At 70.7% G+C, this 17,295-nt stretch carries 12 protein-coding genes; 2 read left to right on the top strand and 10 right to left on the bottom strand.

The annotated features are described in order from the left end of the window. Positions 1 to 21 precede the first annotated feature (21 nt). The 10 genes from mmsA to ACR9ZK_RS08245 all read right to left on the bottom strand — a co-directional run bounded on the left by mmsA (position 22) and on the right by ACR9ZK_RS08245 (position 12,908). On the bottom strand, positions 22 to 1,557 hold the full coding sequence (gene mmsA / locus ACR9ZK_RS08290) for a multiple monosaccharide ABC transporter ATP-binding protein (RefSeq protein ID WP_481341421.1): 1,536 nt from the start codon (positions 1,555 to 1,557) through the stop codon (positions 22 to 24). Positions 1,558 to 1,643: 86 nt separating this feature from the next. Next, positions 1,644 to 2,609 carry a multiple monosaccharide ABC transporter substrate-binding protein gene (gene chvE / locus ACR9ZK_RS08285; RefSeq protein ID WP_481341420.1) on the bottom strand — a complete coding sequence of 322 codons (966 nt, stop codon included), beginning with the start codon at positions 2,607 to 2,609 and terminating at the stop codon, positions 1,644 to 1,646. A 281-nt stretch (positions 2,610 to 2,890) separates the two neighbouring features. Continuing rightward, on the bottom strand, positions 2,891 to 4,429 hold the full coding sequence (gene araA / locus ACR9ZK_RS08280; protein ID WP_481341419.1) for an L-arabinose isomerase: 1,539 nt from the start codon (positions 4,427 to 4,429) through the stop codon (positions 2,891 to 2,893). Between the two features lie 68 nt (positions 4,430 to 4,497). Beyond that, the gene (locus tag ACR9ZK_RS08275) at positions 4,498 to 5,169 is read right to left on the bottom strand and encodes an L-ribulose-5-phosphate 4-epimerase (protein ID WP_481341418.1); all 672 of its coding nucleotides are present in this window, start codon (positions 5,167 to 5,169) and stop codon (positions 4,498 to 4,500) included. A gap of 2 nt (positions 5,170 to 5,171) precedes the next feature. Beyond that, complete coding sequence (gene araB / locus ACR9ZK_RS08270; RefSeq protein WP_481341417.1) at positions 5,172 to 6,926, bottom strand: ribulokinase; 1,755 nt, start codon at positions 6,924 to 6,926, stop codon at positions 5,172 to 5,174. Beyond that, a complete protein-coding gene (locus ACR9ZK_RS08265; protein WP_481341416.1) occupies positions 6,923 to 7,963 on the bottom strand; it encodes a LacI family DNA-binding transcriptional regulator in 1,041 nt (346 codons plus the stop codon). The genes araB and ACR9ZK_RS08265 overlap by 4 nt, the downstream gene beginning before the upstream one ends. Beyond that, positions 7,960 to 8,964, bottom strand: a complete 1,005-nt coding sequence (yjfF, locus tag ACR9ZK_RS08260) for a galactofuranose ABC transporter, permease protein YjfF (RefSeq protein ID WP_481341415.1) — start codon at positions 8,962 to 8,964, stop codon at positions 7,960 to 7,962. The genes ACR9ZK_RS08265 and yjfF overlap by 4 nt, the downstream gene beginning before the upstream one ends. Continuing rightward, positions 8,961 to 10,139 (bottom strand): ABC transporter permease, encoded by a 1,179-nt coding sequence (locus ACR9ZK_RS08255; RefSeq protein WP_481341414.1) that lies wholly within the window; start codon positions 10,137 to 10,139, stop codon positions 8,961 to 8,963. Before ACR9ZK_RS08255 ends, yjfF begins: the two co-directional genes overlap by 4 nt. Next, positions 10,136 to 11,734 carry a sugar ABC transporter ATP-binding protein gene (locus ACR9ZK_RS08250; protein WP_481341413.1) on the bottom strand — a complete coding sequence of 533 codons (1,599 nt, stop codon included), beginning with the start codon at positions 11,732 to 11,734 and terminating at the stop codon, positions 10,136 to 10,138. Before ACR9ZK_RS08250 ends, ACR9ZK_RS08255 begins: the two co-directional genes overlap by 4 nt. Before the next feature lie 181 nt (positions 11,735 to 11,915). Further along, on the bottom strand, positions 11,916 to 12,908 hold the full coding sequence (locus tag ACR9ZK_RS08245; RefSeq protein ID WP_481341412.1) for an ABC transporter substrate-binding protein: 993 nt from the start codon (positions 12,906 to 12,908) through the stop codon (positions 11,916 to 11,918). Positions 12,909 to 13,190: 282 nt separating this feature from the next. On the opposite strand from ACR9ZK_RS08245, the gene ACR9ZK_RS08240 reads away from it, so the two are divergent. Both ACR9ZK_RS08240 and ACR9ZK_RS08235 read left to right on the top strand, forming a co-directional pair. Then, positions 13,191 to 15,734, top strand: a complete 2,544-nt coding sequence (locus tag ACR9ZK_RS08240) for an alpha-L-arabinofuranosidase C-terminal domain-containing protein (RefSeq protein WP_481341411.1) — start codon at positions 13,191 to 13,193, stop codon at positions 15,732 to 15,734. 8 nt (positions 15,735 to 15,742) lie between these two features. Next, a complete protein-coding gene (locus tag ACR9ZK_RS08235) occupies positions 15,743 to 17,242 on the top strand; it encodes a family 43 glycosylhydrolase (RefSeq protein WP_481341410.1) in 1,500 nt (499 codons plus the stop codon). Positions 17,243 to 17,295: the final 53 nt, after the last annotated feature.

Genomic DNA, 17,295 nt, shown 5'->3' with positions numbered 1-17,295 from the left:
GCGGTGTCGATGGTGGCCATCTCAGTCGGCCTTTCGCTGGGTCATGTGTCGCATGAGCACTTCCTGGTTTGCCTGTTCCCGCGGAACCTCCGCGGTGATGACCCCTGCACTGAGGGTGTAGATGCGGTCGCAGAGCCCGAGCAGCTCGGGCAGCTCCGAGGAGATGACGAGGACGCCGCGTCCGCTGTCGGCGAGACGGTTGACGATCTCGTAGATCTCGTACTTCGCGCCGACGTCGATGCCGCGCGTCGGCTCGTCGAGGATGAGCACGTCGGGCTCGGTGAACATCCACTTGCCGAGGACGACCTTCTGCTGGTTGCCCCCGGAGAGCTTGGCGACCCCCGTCTCGATGGAGGGCGTCTTGATGTTCATGTCGCGGCGGTAGCGCTCGGCCGCGAGCACCTCCTGCCGCTGGTCGACGGCACCGGCGCGGCCGCGGATGTTCCGGAGGCCGGCCGCAGTGATGGAGACCCGGATGGAGTCGAGCAGGTTGAGCCCGAGGCTCTTCCGGTCCTCGGTGACGTAGGCCAGCCCGGCGTCGATAGCGCGCCGGACGGTGTTGGCGCGGAGCACCTTCCCGTCCTTGACCAGCTCGCCGCTGATCTTGTGGCCGTAGGACTCACCGAAGACGCTGCGAGCCAGCTCCGTGCGACCGGCGCCCATGAGGCCCGCGAGCCCGACGATCTCGCCGCGGCGGATCCTCATGCTGGCGCCCTTGACGACGAGCCGTGACGAGTCCTGGGGGTGGGCCACGGTCCAGTCACGGATCTCGAGCAGCAGCTCGCCGACCGTCGGCTCGTGCGGGGGGAACCGGTGGTCGAGGTCACGGCCCACCATCCCGCGGATGATCCGGTCCTCGTTGACCTCGCCACGCCGCACGTCGAGGGTCTCGATGGTGCGCCCGTCGCGGATGATGGTGATCGAGTCGGACACCTCCTCGATCTCGGCGAGCTTGTGGCTGATCATGATCGAGGTGATGCCCTTGGCCTTGAGGCCGAGGAGCAGGTCGAGCAGGTGGCGGGAGTCCGTGTCGTTGAGGGCCGAGGTCGGCTCGTCGAGGATGAGGAGCTTGACGTCCTTGGCCAGGGCCTTGGCGATCTCGACGAGCTGCTGCTTGCCGATGCCGATGTTCTTGATCTGTGTGTCGGGGTCCTCGTCCAGGCCTACCCGTGCGAAGAGCTCGAGCGCGCGCTGCCGCGCGGCGAGCCAGTTGATCCGCCCCGCGGAGGCCTGCTCGTTGCCGAGGAAGAGGTTCTCCAGGATCGACAGCTCCGGGACGAGCGCCAGCTCCTGGTGGATGATGACGATGCCCGCCGCTTCGCTCTCGCGGATTCCCCTGAACTCGCACAGCCGCCCGTCGAAATGGATCTCGCCGGTGTACGTCCCGTGGGGATAGACCCCCGAAAGCACCTTCATCAGGGTCGACTTGCCGGCGCCGTTCTCGCCGCAGATGGAATGGATCTCGCCGCGCTGCACCTCGAGGTTGACGTCGGACAGCGCCTTCACCCCCGGGAACTCCTTGGTGATGGAGCGCATCGACAGCATCGTCGTGTTCATGGTCACTCGCGTCTCTCTCTCGACCCGAGCCGGGCCCCTGGTGCGGCGGGGTGCGCCGCCGGCCGCACCAAGGGCCCACGGCTCGGCTACTTCAGCTGGTCGGCGGTGTAGTACTTCGCGCTGATCAGCACGTCCGTGGCGTTGCTCTTGTCGACGGCGACCGGCTGCAGCAGCATCGTCGGGACGTTCTTGATGCCGTTGTTGTACGACGTCGTGTCGTTGACGGTGACCGTCTTCTTCGTGTCGATCTCCTGGATCATCTTCACCGTGGCCTGCGCGAGGTCGCGGGTGTTCTTGAAGACCGTCGAGTACTGCTCGCCGGCGAGGATCGACTTGACCGACTCGAGCTCGGCGTCCTGTCCGGTCACGACCGGGAGCTGCTTGCCCCCGCTGCCGTACCCGCTGCCCTTGAGCGCGGCGATGATGCCGCGCGACAGGCCGTCGTAGGGCGAGAGCACGCCGTTGACGTCCTTCGTCGAGTACGCCTTGGTCAGCAGGTTCTCCATCCGCTTCTTCGCGACGGCGGCGTCCCAGCGCAGGGTCGCGACGGTCTTGAAGTCGGTCTCCCCCGAGCCGATGACGATGTCGCCGGAGTTGATCTTCGGCTTGAGGACCTCCATGGCGCCGTTGAAGAAGAAGGTGGCGTTGTTGTCGTCGGGCGACCCGGCGAACAGCTCGACGTTCCACGGCTTCGGGGCGCCGCTCGCCTCGAGGCCCTTGAGGAGCGACTCGGCCTGCAGCTTGCCGACCTTGAGGTTGTCGAAGGTCGTGTAGTAGTCGACCGCGTTCGTGTCGCGCAGGAGCCGGTCGTAGGCGATGACGGGGATGCCGGCGTCCTTGGCCTCCTGGAGCGCACCCTTGAGGGCGGTGCCGTCGATCGAGGCCACGACGAGGATCTTGTTGTTCTTGGTCACCATGTCGTTGACCTGGCTGACCTGGGTCGGGATGTCGTCGTTGGCGTACTGGAGGTTGACCTTGTACCCCGCGGCCTCGAGCTGCTGCTTGATGTAGTCGCCGTCCTTGATCCACCGCTCGGAGGTCTTGGTCGGCATCGCGACGCCGATCGTCCCCTTCCCCGCGGGGGCGGCGCCGGCCCCCGCCGACTGGGTCTGCCGACCACAGGCGCTGAGGCTCACGGCCACGGCACCAACGGCGATCGCCGCAACAGTCCTGCGAATCACTGTGTGCTCCATTCTTCGGGTGTCAGCCGGCACTGGCCGGCCGGCTGGGTCATGCTGTCGGTGCACTGCTCGGAACTGCCGTTCGGCGCAGGTGCGGTGACCTGGTGGCGGCGAGGACGCTGCGCTCCCCACCACCAGGGGTCTGGGTGTCGTCAGAGCCGGGCGGCGAGGCGGTGGTAGGCCGCGCTCCAGCGCAGCTGCTGGCGCAGGCTCTCGGGGGTCGTGTCGGCGTCGATGACGACGAGCTCGGTCGAGACCATCTCGGCGAGGTCGCGGAACTCCTCGGTGCCGACGGCGGTCGACAGGACGGTGTGGTGCGGCGCGCCCGCCAGCAACCACGACTCGGCCGACGTCGACAGGTTCGGGCGCGGCTCCCACACCGCGCACGCCACCGGCAGCCGCGGCAGGTCCTCGTCCGGCTCGACGACGTCGATCTCGTTGAGGGTGAGGCGGAACCGGCCGCCGAGGTCACTCATGCCCACGACGACACCGGCGCCGGGGGCGGCCGTGAACTTCAGGCGCACCGGGTCCTCCCGACCACCGATGCCCAACGGGTGGATCTCCAGGCTCGGCTGCCGGCCCGCGATGCTCGGGCACACCTCCAGCATGTGCGCCCCGAGGATCTTCTCCTCGCCGGGGACCAGGTGGTACGTGTAGTCCTCCATGAAGGACGTGCCGCCCGGCAGTCCCTGCGCCATGGCCTTCGTCGTGCGCAGCAGCACCGAGGTCTTCCAGTCGCCCTCGCCGCCGAACCCGTACCCGTCGGCCATGAGCCGCTGCACCGCCAGACCGGGCAGCTGGCGCAGACCGCCGAGGTCCTCGAAGTTCGTCGTGAACGCGGTGAACCCGCCGTCGGTCAGGAACGCGCGCAGACCCGCCTCGATCCGCGCGCCGTAGCGCAGCGACTCGTGCCGCGCCCCGCCCCGCCGCAGCTCGGGAACGACGGCGTACGTCTGCTCGTACTCCGCGACGAGCGCGTCGACCTCGGCGTCGGCCACCGCGTCGACGACCTTCACGAGGTCGTTGACGCCGTAGGTGTTGACCGAGACGCCGAACCGCAGCTGCGCCTCGACCTTGTCACCCTCGGTCACCGCCACGTCGCGCATGTTGTCGCCGAACCGGGCCAGCCGCATCGAACGCAGCTCGGCCACGCCGGCCGCCGCCCGACCCCACGCGCCGATCCGCTCCAGGACGGCCGGGTTGCTGACGTGGCCGGCGACGACCTTGCGGGCCACCCCGAGCCGGGCCCCGACGAAGCCGAACTCGCGGTCACCGTGCGCGGCCTGGTTGAGGTTCATGAAGTCCATGTCGATGCTCGACCACGGCAGCTCCGCCCCCGCCTGCGTGTGCAGGTGCAGCATCGGCTTGCGCAGCGCGTCCAGGCCGGTGATCCACATCTTGGCCGGCGAGAACGTGTGCATCCAGGTGATCACCCCGATGCAGCCCGGCGCCGCGTTGGCCTCGAGCACCGCGGTGTGGATCGCGGCCGAGTCGGCCAGGATCGGCTTCCACACGACCCGCGCCGGCAGCACTCCGCCGGCGTCGATCTCCTTCGCGATCGCCTGCGACTGCTCGGCCACCTGTCGCAAGGTCTCCTCGCCGTAGAGGTGCTGGCTGCCGGTGAGGAACCAGACCTCGCGCGCAGGGGCGGCGGAGCCGGCCGACGCGGCGGGAGTGGTGGTGGCGGTCATGGTGGGTCTCCTTCGTGGGATCCGTCGTGGTGCGACGGGCGTGCACCGGGGCGCACCCCGGGCGCCGGTCAGCGCTGGCCGTAGACGTTCTGGTAGCGGTCGTACAGGGAGTCGACGTCGGCCTGGTCGATGGCGATCGGGGTGCCGAGCTGGCGGGCGATGTGGACGGTGCGCGCGACGTCCTCGCACATCACGGCCGCCTTGACGGCCGAGCGGGCGTCCTTGCCGATGGTGAAGACACCGTGGTTGCGCATGAGCACCGCCGCCGACCGGCTGCTCGTCAGGGTCTCGACGATGCCCCGCCCGATCGAGTCGTCCCCGATGAGGGCGAACGGGCCCACCGGGATCTCGCCGCCGAACTCGTCGGCCATCATCGTCAGCGCGCACGGGATCGACTCGCCCCGTGAGGCCCAGGCCGTCGCGTACGTCGAGTGCGTGTGCACGACGCCGCCGACGTGCGGCATCTCGCGGTAGACGTAGGCCTGAGCGTCGGTGTCGCTGGACGGGGCGAGGTCGCCGTCGACGACACGGCCGTGCAGGTCGCAGACGACCATGTTCTCCGGCGTGAGGTCGTCGTAGGAGACACCGCTCGGCTTGATGACCATGAGGTCGCGCCCGGGGACCCGGGCGGAGACGTTGCCGGCGGTCCAGATGACGAGCTGGTAGCGCGTCAGCTCGGCGTGCAGGGCACACACCTCGCGACGGAGCGACGCGATGGTTGCGTTCACATCGGTGGCCACGCTCACGCAGCCTCACCTCCTGCGCTGGCCTCCTGGGCTGAGGCGGCGGGCGCGGCGCCGGCCGGTGCGGCCGTGCGCGCGGCGATCGCGGTGCGCCGCAAGGCCTTGAGGCGCTTCATGACGTCGTTGCCGCCGCGGCCGAAGTGGTCGTGCAGCGCCACGTACTCGGCGAAGAGCGCGTCGTACGCGTCGGCGGCCGTGTCGTCGGGCACGTAGACGGAGCGGCGCACCTTGCCCATCGCCTCGGCCGCCGCGGCGACGTCCGGGTGGACGCCCGCGGCGACGGCCGCGTGGATCGCCGAGCCCAGTGCCGGCCCCTGCTCCGAGCCGATGACCGACAGCGGCAGCCGCGTGACGTCGGCGTACACCTGCATGAGGAGCGGGTTCTTCGCCAGCCCGCCGGCGATGACGAGCTCGGACACCGGGACGCCGCTGTCGCGGAAGGCCTCGAGGATGACCCGCGTGCCGAAGGCGGTGGCCTCGATGAGCGCCCGGTAGACGTCCTCGGGCCGGGTCGCGAGGGTCTGGCCGACGAGGAGCCCGGACAGCTCGTGGTCGACGAGGACGGAGCGGTTGCCGCTGTGCCAGTCGAGAGCGATCAGCCCGTGCTCGCCGACCGCCTGACGTGCCGCCAGCCTGGTCAGGTACTCGTGCACCGACTCACCGGACTCCGCTGCGGCGGAGACGTACTCGGCGGGGACGCCGGTGCGCGTGAACCAGCCGAAGATGTCGCCGACGCCGGACTGCCCGGCCTCGTAGCCGTAGAGGCCCTCGATGATGCCGCCGTCGACGACACCGCACATGCCGGGCACGTCCCTGAGGACGTCGCTGCTCATCACGTGGCACGTCGAGGTGCCCATGATGGCGACCATCTGCCCCGGCGCGGTGGCCCGGGCCGCCGGGGCGCTCACGTGGGCGTCGACGTTGCCGACCGCCACCGCGATGCCCTCGGGCAGGCCGGTCCACGCCGCAGCCTGGGCGGTGAGCCCGCCTGCGCGGGAACCGAGCTCGCCGATCGGCTGGTCGAGCTTGTCGGCGACGAAGGTGCGGAAGTCGGGGTTGAGGGCCGCGCAGAAGTCCTCCGACGGGTAGCTGCCGTCCTGGCGGATGCCCTTGTAGCCGGCCGTGCAGGCGTTGCGGACGTAGGTGCCGGCCAGCTGCCACACGATCCAGTCCGCGGCCTCGACCCAGCGGTCCGTCGCGGCGTAGACCTCGGGGTCCTCCTCGAGGACCTGCAGCGCCTTGGCGAACTCCCACTCGGAGCTGATGAGGCCGCCGTAGCGGGACAGCCAGGCCTCCCCGCGCTCCTCCGCGAGGCTGTTGATGCGGTCGGCCTGGGCCTGTGCTGCATGGTGCTTCCACAGCTTCGTGTACGCGTGCGGGCGGTCGGCCCACTGCGCCAGCTCGGACAGCGGTGTGCCGTCCGCCGTCGTCGGCAGCACCGTGCACGCGGTGAAGTCGGTGGCGATGCCCACCACGTCGGTCGGGTCGATCCCGGCCGCCGCGACCGCCGCGGGAACGGCGTGGCGGAGCACGTCACGGTAGTCGTCGGGCACCTGCAGCGCCCACTCGGGCGGAAGGGGCGCGTCACCGACCGGCAGCCGGTCCGTCACGACCCCGTGGCCGTACTCGTGGACGGCCGAGGCGAGCTCGGCGCCGTCGTCGACGCGGACGACGAGCGCTCGGCCCGACAGGGTGCCGAAGTCGACGCCGACGACGTACCGCCGGCGGTCGGCGGGCGGGGCGGGGGTGGTCATGTGTCTGTGCTCCTGGGGCTGCGGGACTGGCGGGACGGCGCGGTGCTCGCCCGGACGACGAGCTCGGGGTCGATGAGGCTGGGGGCCTGGTCGGTCTCGCCGGCGATGACGGCGGTGAGCATCGAGATCGCCTCGTGGCCGATGGCCGTGAAGTCCTGGCGGACGGTGGTCAGCGGTGGGATGAGGTACGCGGCCTCCGGCACGTCGTCGAAGCCGACGACGCTGACGTCGTCCGGCACCGACCGGCCCGCCTCGTGCAGGGCCCGCAGGACACCGATGGCCATCTGGTCGTTGGCGGCGAAGACCGCTGTGACGTCGGGGTTCTCGGCCAGCTCCAGACCCGCGTGGTAGCCGCTCTCGGCGGACCAGTCCCCCGCGACCGGCTCCATCGGACGGTGGCCGGCAGCGACCATCTCCGCGCGCCAGCCCTCGGCCCGCGCCCGGGCCTCCGCCCAGTCGAGCGGGCCGGTGACGTGGGCGATCTCGACGTGGCCGAGGTCGACGAGGTGCCGGGTGACCATCCGGGCACCGGCCACGTTGTCGACGCCGACGGTACGCCTGGCCCGGGTGAGGTCGCCCTCGACGATGACGAAGGGCAGCCGCGCGCTGCGGGACCGGGCCACCTCGAGCGCCTCGTCGTGCCCGGCGATGACGACGATGCCCTCGACGGCGAGCCGGTCGAGGTGGTCGACCGCGGCGTCGAAGCCCTCACGGGTCATCTCGGACAGCGAGACCGAGGAGGCGAAGAACCCGGCCTTGCGCGCCGCGGTGTTGACGGTGCGGTGCACGCTCGTCGGGCCGAACAGCGTCGAGGCGGTGGCGATGATGCCGATCGTCCCGGACCGGCCGCTCACGAGCGCGCGGGCGGCCGTGTTGGGCCGGTACCCGAGCTGCTCGATCGCCTGAAGGACGCGCTCGCGGGTCTCGGGCCGGATGCTCGTGGCGCCGTTGATGACGCGCGAGACCGTCTGGTGCGAGACGCCGGCGAGCCGCGCGACGTCCTGCATGACCGGTGCCCGGGCCGCGGTGTCGGTCATGTCGCCCTCCTCGTGAAGAGGCGCTGCATGACGATGAACAGCAGGAGCAGGGTTCCGATCGCGATCTTGGTCCACCATGAGCTCAGCGTGCCTTGGAACGAGATCAGTGTCTGGATGACACCCAGGACGAGGACCCCGAGAAGGGACCCCAGGACGAGCCCGACGCCACCGGAGAGCAAGGTGCCGCCGATGACGACCGAGGCGATGGCGTCGAGCTCCATCCCCACGGCGTGCAGGCCGTAGCCGGAGAGCATGTAGACGCTGAAGAGGAGCCCGGCGATCGACGCGCAGAGCCCGCTGATCCCGTACACCGCCACCTTGACGCGTCCGACGGGCAGGCCCATGAGGGCAGCCGAGGACTCGCTGCCGCCCACCGCGTACACGGTGCGGCCGAAGCGGGTGCGGTGCAGCACCCAGGCGGCCACGGCGACGATGACGAGGGCGATGACGACGCTCCACGTGATGACGACGCCGCCACCGAGCTCGATGGTGCCGGTGGCGAGGGCGCGGAAGAACGGGTCCTTGATGGAGATCGACTCGACGCCGATGACGAAGCACATGCCGCGGGCGAGGAACATGCCGGCGAGCGTGACGATGAAGGGCTGGATCTCGAAGTGGTGGATGACGAGGCCCATGACGACGCCGAGGCCGGTGCCGATGCCGAGCACGAGGAGGATGACGACGGGCGCCGGCAGACCGGCGCGCAGGGTCGCGGCCGCGACCATCGTCGACAGGGCCACGACCGCCCCGACCGACAGGTCGATGCCGCCCGTGAGGATGACGAACGTCATGCCGACGGCCAGGACGATGAGGAACGCGTTGTCGATGAAGAGGTTCGCGAACACCTGGCCCGACGTGAAGCCCTCGTAGCGCACCGAGCCGGCGCCGAAGAGCAGCACGAACAGGACGAAGGTCGCGACGACGGGGAGCACCCGGCCCGGCACCCTGGGCACGCGCGACAGACCGGGGACGGTGCGGCGCGTGGGTGTGGTGGTCGTCATGGCTGGGCCACCTTCTGCTGGGTGACGGGTGTGGGGTCGGGGCGCTCCACGGAGGGGGCTGGCTGGGCGCCGGGAGCCGAGGACGTCTGACCGGCGAGGGAGTCCGACGTCGTGGTCCCCGCCGTGCCCGTGGTGGACGGACGCCGGCTGCGCCGGAACCGCTCGCGGATGCGGGGCGCCTGCAGGAGGCAGACGGCGAGCACGACGACCGCCTTGAACACGAGCGTCACCTCGGGGGCGATGCCCATCGAGTACACGGTCGTCGTCAGCGTCTGGATGATGAGCGCACCGACGAGCGTGCCTGCCAGCGAGTACCGGCCGCCGGCGAGCGAGGTGCCGCCGATGACGACGGCGAGGATGGCGTCCATCTCGATCCACAGGCCGGCGCTGTTGGCGTCGGCGGCGCTGACGTTCGAGCTGATCATCAGGCCGGCGACCCCGGCGCACAGGGCCGCGAAGACGTAGACGGTCCAGATGATGGTGCGCGAGCGGATGCCCGCCAGGCGGCTCGCCTCGGGGTTGATGCCGACGGACTCGATGAGCAGCCCGAGGGCGGTGCGACGCGTGACGAGCGCGACGCCGACGAGGACCGCGAGCGCCACGAGGATGGCGATCGGCAGCACGAGGAAGCCGGCCCCGATCTCGCCGAAGGGGTCGTTGCGGACCGTGATGATCTGGCCGTCGGTGACGAGCATCGCGATGCCTCGTCCGGCCGTCATGAGCACGAGCGTCGCGATGATCGGCTGGATGCCGAGGGCGGAGACGAGCAGGCCGTTCCACAGCCCGAGCACGACGCACAGCGCGAGCGCGAGGAGGACCCCCCGGACCGCCGCTCCCGCGCCCGTCGGGTCGGACGAGCCGACGATCGTCGTGCACGCGACAGCGGCGGCGATGGCGGCGACCGCGCCGACCGACAGGTCGATGCCGCGGGTCGCGATGACGAGCGTCATGCCGAGGGCGATGAGCAGGGTCGGCGCACCGTTCTTGAGGATGTCGACGAGGCTGCCGTAGAGGTGGCCGTCCTGCAGGCGCACGGCGAGGAACTCGGGGTTGCTGACGGCGTTGGCCGCGAGGAGGGCCACGAGCGCGACGAGGGGCCAGAGGAGCCGGCTCCCGCGGAGGCGCTGGGCCGCTCCCCCGCGCCTGGCGCCGCCGGCGGCGGGGGTCGTCGTCATGAGGCCACCTGCTCGGTCAGGGCGACCCCGTCGCCGGAGCCGGTCCCGGTGGCGGGGCCGGCCTCGGCGATGAGCCGCAGGATGTCGTCGACGGTCGCCGATGCGTCGAGCTCGGCCACCTTCGTGCGGTCCTTGAGGACGACGACGCGGTGCGAGAGGCGCGCCACCTCCTCGAGCTCGGCGGAGATGTAGACGACGGCCATGCCGTCGGCCGCGAGCTGGGCGACGAGCTTCTGGATCTGCGCCTTGGCACCGATGTCGATGCCTCGGGTCGGCTCGTCGAGGATGAGCAGCCGGGGTCGGGTCACGAGCCAGCGCGCGAGAAGGACCTTCTGCTGGTTGCCGCCCGACAGGCGCCCGACGATGGCGTCGGGGTCGGCGGGACGGATGTCGAGCGTCTCGATCCAGCGGGCGACGAGCTCGTCCTTGGTCCGGCGAGGGATGGGCCGGGCCCAGCCGCGCGCGGCCTGCATCGCGAGGACGAGGTTGTCGCGGATGGACAGGTCGGCGAGGATGCCCTCGCCCTTGCGGTCCTCGCTGCAGAAGGCGATGCCGGAGGCGATGGCGGCGCGCGGGGTGCGCAGCGAGATCCCCTTGCCGCCGACCCGCAGGGACCCGGAGTCGGCGCGGTCGGCGCCGAAGAGCAGGCGCGCCAGCTCGGTGCGGCCGCTGCCGAGCAGGCCGGCGAGCCCGACGACCTCGCCGGCGCGGATGGTCAGGTCGAACGGGGCGATCGAGCCGCGTCGACCCAGGCCCGTGGCCTCGAGGACAGGCGGCGCGTCGGACGCCCCCGAGCCGGCGTCCTCGGCGAGCCGCTCGACCTCCTCCAGGACGCCGAGCTCGCGGCCGATCATCGCCGACACGAGCTGGATCCGGCTCAGGTCGCGGGTCAGGTACTCGCCGACGAGGCGGCCGTTGCGCAGGACCGTCATCCGGTCGGCGATCTCGTAGACCTGCTCGAGGAAGTGCGAGACGAAGAGGATGGCGACGCCCTGGTCGCGGAGGTGGCGCATGATCCGGAACAGCTCGGCGACCTCGTCCTGGTCCAGGCTCGAGGTGGGCTCGTCGAGGATGAGCACCCGCGCGTCGACGGCGACCGCGCGGGCGATGGCGACGAGCTGCTGCACCGCGATGGGGTGCTCGGCGAGGACCGATCCGGGGTCGATGCGCAGGCCCATCTGGGCCAGCAGCTCGGCGGCCCGGGCCCGCGTCGCGCCCATGTCGATGGCACCGAACCGATGCGGCTCGCGGCCGAGCAGGATGTTCTCGGCGACGGTGAGGTTCGCGCAGAGGTTGACCTCCTGGTAGACCGTGGCCACACCGGCCGCCTGGGCCTCGCCCGGTCCCGAGAAGCGCACGCCCGACCCGTCGAGCTCGGTCGTGCCCCTGGTCGCGGAGTACACGCCGGTCAGCACCTTGATGAGCGTGGACTTGCCGGCGCCGTTCTCGCCCATGAGCGCGTGGACCTCGCCCGGCAGGAGGCGGAAGTCGACGTCCTGGAGGGCGACGACGCCGGGGAACTCCATCGTGATGCCGCTCATCGCGACGACGGGGCGGGCTTCGTCCGGTGGCCGCGTGCTCGGCGTGACCGTCATGGCGTGTCCTTCGGTTCCGGATGCGGGTGGGTGGTGGTGGGTGCTGGGGTGGGTGGCGCCTCGGGCGTGCCGGGCGGTCGCCGTGGGCCCCGCGCCGGTGGTGGTGGACGGCCCCCGCCACCACACCCGGAGGGTGACGGGGGCCGCCGTCTGGGAAGGTCGGCGCGTGCGCCGCGCGACCTCAGTACTTGCGCGAGGGCAGGGCCGCCTTGGCCTGCTCCTGCGTGAAGGTGGTCTCCTGGGTGACGACGCGCTCGGGCACCGACTGGCCGGCGACGACCTTCTTGGCGAGGTCCATCAGCTGGTCGCCGAGGAGCGGGCTGCACTCGACGATGTAGCTGATCTTGCCGTCGGCGAGCGCCTGCATGCCGTCGTGGACCGCGTCGACCGAGATGATCTTGATGTCCTTGCCCGGGACCTTGCCCGCGGCCTCGATGGCCTCGATGGCCCCGAGCGCCATGTCGTCGTTGTGCGCGTAGACGACGTCGATCTTGGGCACCGACTTGAGGAAGGCCTCCATGACCTGCTTGCCGCCGGAGCGGGTGAAGTCGCCGGTCTGCGAGGCGACGACCTTGATCTGCGGGGCGGCCTTGATGGCGTCGGCGAAGCCCTGCTTGCGGTCGATCGCCGGTGCGGCACCCGTCGTCCCCTGCAGCTCGACGACGTCGACCTCGCTCTTGCCCTGGCTGTCCTTGACGAGCCAGTCGCCGGCCTTCTTGCCCTCGGCGACGAAGTCCGAGCCGAGGAAGGTCTTGTAGAGCGTCTTGTCCTCGGAGTCGACCGCGCGGTCGGTGAGGATGACGGGGATGTTGGCGCGCTTGGCCTCGAGCAGGACGGTGTCCCAGCCGGTCTCGACGACGGGGCTGAAGGCGATGACGTCGACCTTCTGCTGGATGAAGCTGCGGATCGCCTTGATCTGGTTCTCCTGCTTCTGCTGCGCGTCGGAGAACTTCAGCTCGATGCCGGCCGCCTTGGCCGACTCCTGGATGTTCTTCGTGTTGGCCGTGCGCCAGCCGCTCTCGGCGCCGACCTGGGCGAAGCCCATGACGATCTTGCCGCTCTTGGCACCGGCGCCGGCACCCGCGCCGGTCGCCGCGGTGCTGCCGCCGCCACAGGCCGAGAGGGCGACGAGCGCCACGGCTCCGACGGCCACCGGAAGGATCTTCTTCAGCACTGAACTTCCTCCAAACTTCGGGCGCCCTCATTGGCGCCTGGGTGCGGCCGACCTCCTCGTCCGCCGTGGCCGCCAGGCCACTTGGAGCAAGAGTGTGAGCGTTAACATTCACCGCCGTCAAGTCCTTCCTCGAACTTTTTCAGCCCGCTTGACGGCTTCTCTGAGCCTGCTATGTTAGCGCTCACTTTCGTGAGCAGGGCAGCTCCCGACCGGTGCTGCCCCGTGCGCGGAGGACACCCGGACGCATCACCGCCCTTGCCCTCGACCACGAAAGGTCCCCCAATGAGCCACGCACGCGTCGTGGCGGGTCTCGCGACCGGCGTCCTCGGCGTCGGTCTGCTCGCAGGCCTGCCGAGCGCCCGGGCAGCCACGCCCGAGCCCCTCGACTACCGCGTCACCGTCGACCCGTCCCGGTCCGGACCCGCCATCGACCGCTCGATGTACGGCGTCTTCTTCGAGGACATCAACCGCGCCGCCGACGGCGGTCTCTACGCCGAGCTCGTCCAGAACCGCTCGTTCGAGTACTCCCCCACCGACAACCGCGGCTACACCGGCCTCACCGCGTGGAGCACGTCGGCGAGCTCGGGCGGAAGCGGCACGGCCACCACGGTCGACGACATCGACCGGATGAACGAGCGCAACCGCACCTACCTGCGCCTCACGCTCACCAACCCCTCCGGCGGGCGCTACGGCCTGGCCAACGCCGGCTACAACACCGGCGTCCGGCTGGAGGCGGGCAAGACGTACGACTTCAGCGTCTGGGCCCGCACCGACGCCGCGGCGGGCACTCCGCTGACGGTGACGCTCCGTGACGCCGCCCGGACGACGACGTACGCCACCCCGCTGGACCTCCAGGTCGACGGCGACTCGTGGCGCCAGTACCGCGGGAGCTTCGTGGCCACCGCCTCGACGACGAGCGGACGTCTCGCCGTGGAGGCCGGCGGAACCGGGACGCTGCGGCTCGACATGGTCTCGCTCTTCCCGCGGGACACCTACAAGGGCCGCGTCAACGGTCTGCGCAAGGACCTCGCCGAGAAGGTCGCCGCGCTGCACCCCGGCTTCGTGCGCTTCCCGGGCGGGTGCCTCGTCAACACCGGCAGCATGTACTCCTACGACGCCGAGCACGGCTACCCCCGGGCCCGCAGCTACCAGTGGAAGGACACCATCGGCCCGGTCGAGCAGCGCGCGACGAACGCCAACTTCTGGGGCTACAACCAGTCCTACGGGCTCGGCTACTACGAGTACTTCCAGTTCGCCGAGGACATCGGTGCGATGCCGGTGCCGGTCGTCCCAGCCCTCGTCACCGGGTGCGGGCAGAACCGTGCCACCGTCGACGACGCGCTGCTGCAGCGGCACATCCAGGACACCCTCGACCTCATCGAGTTCGCCAACGGACCCGTCACGAGCGAGTGGGGCGCCAAGCGCGCCGCCATGGGCCACCCGGCACCCTTCGGCCTGAGCCGGATCGCCATCGGCAACGAGGAGAACCTGCCTGACGCCTACTTCGCCAACTTCGTGAAGTTCGAGGCCGCCATCAAGGCGCGGTACCCCGACGTCACCGTGCTGTCGAACTCCGGCCCCGACGACACCGGCACGACCTTCGACCGGCTGTGGTCCCTCAACAAGGACCACGGCACGGCGATGCTCGACGAGCACTACTACAACAGCCCGGACTGGTTCCTGCAGAACAACGCCCGCTACGACGGCTACGACCGCCAGGGCCCGAAGGTCTTCCTCGGCGAGTACGCCTCGCTCGACAACAAGCTGCGCAACGCGCTCTCCGAAGCCGCCTTCATGACCGGCCTCGAGCGCAACGCCGACGTCGTCAAGATGGCCTCGTACGCACCACTGCTGTCGAACATCGACTACGTCCAGTGGAAGCCGGACATGATCTGGTTCGACAACAACGCCTCGTGGGGCTCGACGAGCTACGAGGTGCAGAAGCTGTTCATGAACAACGTCGGTGACGCCGTCGTGCCGAGCACGGCGAGCGGGGCCCTCGCCCAGGCCAGGCCGATCACCGGCGCGATCGGCCTGTCGACGTGGGCCACCGCGGCCAGGTACGACGACGTCACGGTCACCGGCGCGGACGGCTCGCCGCTGTTTCGCGACGACTTCTCGGGCGACGCGTCCGCGTGGAGGCCACTGGCGAACCGCGGGACGTGGTCGGTGCAGGACGGCGCCTACGTCCAGTCCGACACCGCCGCCCAGGACACCCTCGTCACGGCGGGCGACCCCGCGTGGCACGACTACGACCTGAGCCTCAAGGCGACGAAGACGGCCGGGGCCGAGGGCTTCCTCATCGGCTTCGGCGTCAAGGACTCCGGCAACTTCTACTGGTGGAACCTCGGCGGCTGGAACAACACCCAGGGCGCGGTCGAGAAGGCCACGAACGGAGCCAAGCAGACCCTGCTCGCCAAGCCGAACACGGTCGAGACCGGCCGCACCTACGACGTGCACGTCAAGATCCGCGGCGGCCAGGTCGAGCTCTACCTCGACGGGGCGCTCTGGGGCAGCTTCCGCGACGACGCCGTGACCGAGCCCTTCGCGCAGGTCGTGACCCGGGACACCGCCCGGAACCAGCTCGTCGTCAAGGTGGTCAACGCCCAGGCAGCCCCGGCCCGCACCACGATCGACCTCGGTGCCGGCACGCGGGTCGTGGGCAAGGCCGAGATGACCGTCATCTCCGGCGATCCCGAGGCCCAGAACACGCGCAGCGCCCAGCCCGTCCAGCCGATGACGACGACGATCAAGGGCGTCGCGCCCACCTTCACCCGCACCTTCGACCCGAACTCGGTGACCTTCATCCGGGTCCAGCTCAAGTGAGGCCGACCATGAACGACGCACGCATCCAGCTGCACCGGGCCATCGCACGGCGCACGCTCCTGCAGGGCGGGCTCGCCCTCGCCGCGGCGGGACTCGCCGCCCCGGCCCTGTCCGGAGACGCGCTCGGTGCCCCGACCCCACCGCGCACCGACGCCGAGGTGTACGGCGCGCCGACCGTCAGTCCACTCGTCTGGCAGCGGGCCGACCCCTTCGTCACCCCGCCGGTCGACGGCACGTACTGGTTCACCGGCTCGGTCCCCGAGTACGACCGACTCGTCGTCAGGGGCGCCCCGACGATCGCGGGCCTCGGCTCGGCTGCCGAGTCGGTCATCTGGCGTCGGCCCACCAGCGGCCAGATGGGGGGCCACATCTGGGCTCCCGAGCTGCACCGGATCGACGGGCGCTGGTACGTCTACTTCGCCGCCGGTGACGCCGGCAACGTCTTCAACATCCGCATGTACGTCATGGAGTCGAGCCTCGCCGACCCGCGCGAGCCGGCCGGCTGGGGTGCACCTCGACAGATCATGACGCCGTGGCTGTCCTTCGCGCTCGACTCCACGACGTTCGAGCTCGCGGGCCGCCGCTACCTCGTGTGGGCCCAGAGCGAGCCGGAGATCGCCGTCAACACGAGCCTGTACATCGCCGAGATGGCCTCGCCCTTCGCCCTCGCCACGGACCCGGTGCGCATCGCGACGCCGACCCTCCCGTGGGAGGTGCAGGGGTTCAAGGTCAACGAGGGCCCGGCCGTCCTCGTGCGCAACGGGAAGGTGTTCGTCACGTTCTCGGCCAGCGCCACCGACGCGCGGTACTGCATGGGCCTGCTCACGGCCGACGCGTCCGCGAACCTGCTCGACCACCGGTCGTGGACCAAGAGCCCCGACCCGGTGTTCACGACGAACGAACAGACGCGCCAGTACGGCCCGGGCCACAACAGCTTCACCGTGGCCGAGGACGGCGTCACCGACGTGCTCGTCTACCACGCCCGCGACTACCGCGACATCGTCGGCGACCCGCTCTACGACCCGAACCGGCACGCCCGGGCGCAGCGCCTCTACTGGCACCCGGACGGGTCCCCCCTGTTCGGGGTGCCGGTGGGCGTCGGGGGGCCGATCGTGCGGCTCTCGCCGGGCGACGCGTCGACGTCGTTCGTCCGGCACGTCGAGTACGGGCTGCGCGTCGACGCGGACGTGCGCGAGCTGGCCGACAGCCAGTTCCGCTTCGTCGCGGGGCTGGCCGGCGGCGACACGGTGTCGCTGCAGTCGGTCAACTTCCCGGACCGCTACGTGCGGGTCAGCGGGACGAGCCTGCGCATCGACCCCGTCGACGCCGTCGACACGGCGGGCTCGTTCGCCGCCGAGGCGAGCTTCGTGCGGCTGCCGGGCCTCGCCTCGCCGAAGGGCGTGTCGCTGCGGTCGGTCACCGACCCCTCGGCCTACGTCCGGCACGACAAGGGCCGCCTGACGGTCGGTCCCGCGTCGGGTTCGAAGACGACCTTCCTGCTCAGCTGACCCACGGGTGCCGGGCCTGTCTCTTATCCACCTCTGACGCTGCCGACGACGGA

This window comes from Monashia sp. HAY1-5C (assembly GCF_056755255.1).
Note: the sequence above shows the minus strand (reverse complement) of the source record. Positions and strands in the feature narration are given on the sequence as shown.

Coding starts and splice junctions, on each gene's coding strand:
- ACR9ZK_RS08235 (WP_481341410.1), top strand. CDS start 15,743: ATGAACGACGCACGCATCCAGCTGCACCGGGCCATCGCACGGCGCACG.
- ACR9ZK_RS08240 (WP_481341411.1), top strand. CDS start 13,191: ATGAGCCACGCACGCGTCGTGGCGGGTCTCGCGACCGGCGTCCTCGGC.
- chvE (WP_481341420.1), bottom strand. CDS start 2,609: ATGCCGACCAAGACCTCCGAGCGGTGGATCAAGGACGGCGACTACATC.
- mmsA (WP_481341421.1), bottom strand. CDS start 1,557: ATGAACACGACGATGCTGTCGATGCGCTCCATCACCAAGGAGTTCCCG.
- ACR9ZK_RS08265 (WP_481341416.1), bottom strand. CDS start 7,963: ATGACCGACACCGCGGCCCGGGCACCGGTCATGCAGGACGTCGCGCGG.
- ACR9ZK_RS08250 (WP_481341413.1), bottom strand. CDS start 11,734: ATGACGGTCACGCCGAGCACGCGGCCACCGGACGAAGCCCGCCCCGTC.
- araB (WP_481341417.1), bottom strand. CDS start 6,926: ATGACCACCCCCGCCCCGCCCGCCGACCGCCGGCGGTACGTCGTCGGC.
- ACR9ZK_RS08255 (WP_481341414.1), bottom strand. CDS start 10,139: ATGACGACGACCCCCGCCGCCGGCGGCGCCAGGCGCGGGGGAGCGGCC.
- yjfF (WP_481341415.1), bottom strand. CDS start 8,964: ATGACGACCACCACACCCACGCGCCGCACCGTCCCCGGTCTGTCGCGC.
- araA (WP_481341419.1), bottom strand. CDS start 4,429: ATGACCGCCACCACCACTCCCGCCGCGTCGGCCGGCTCCGCCGCCCCT.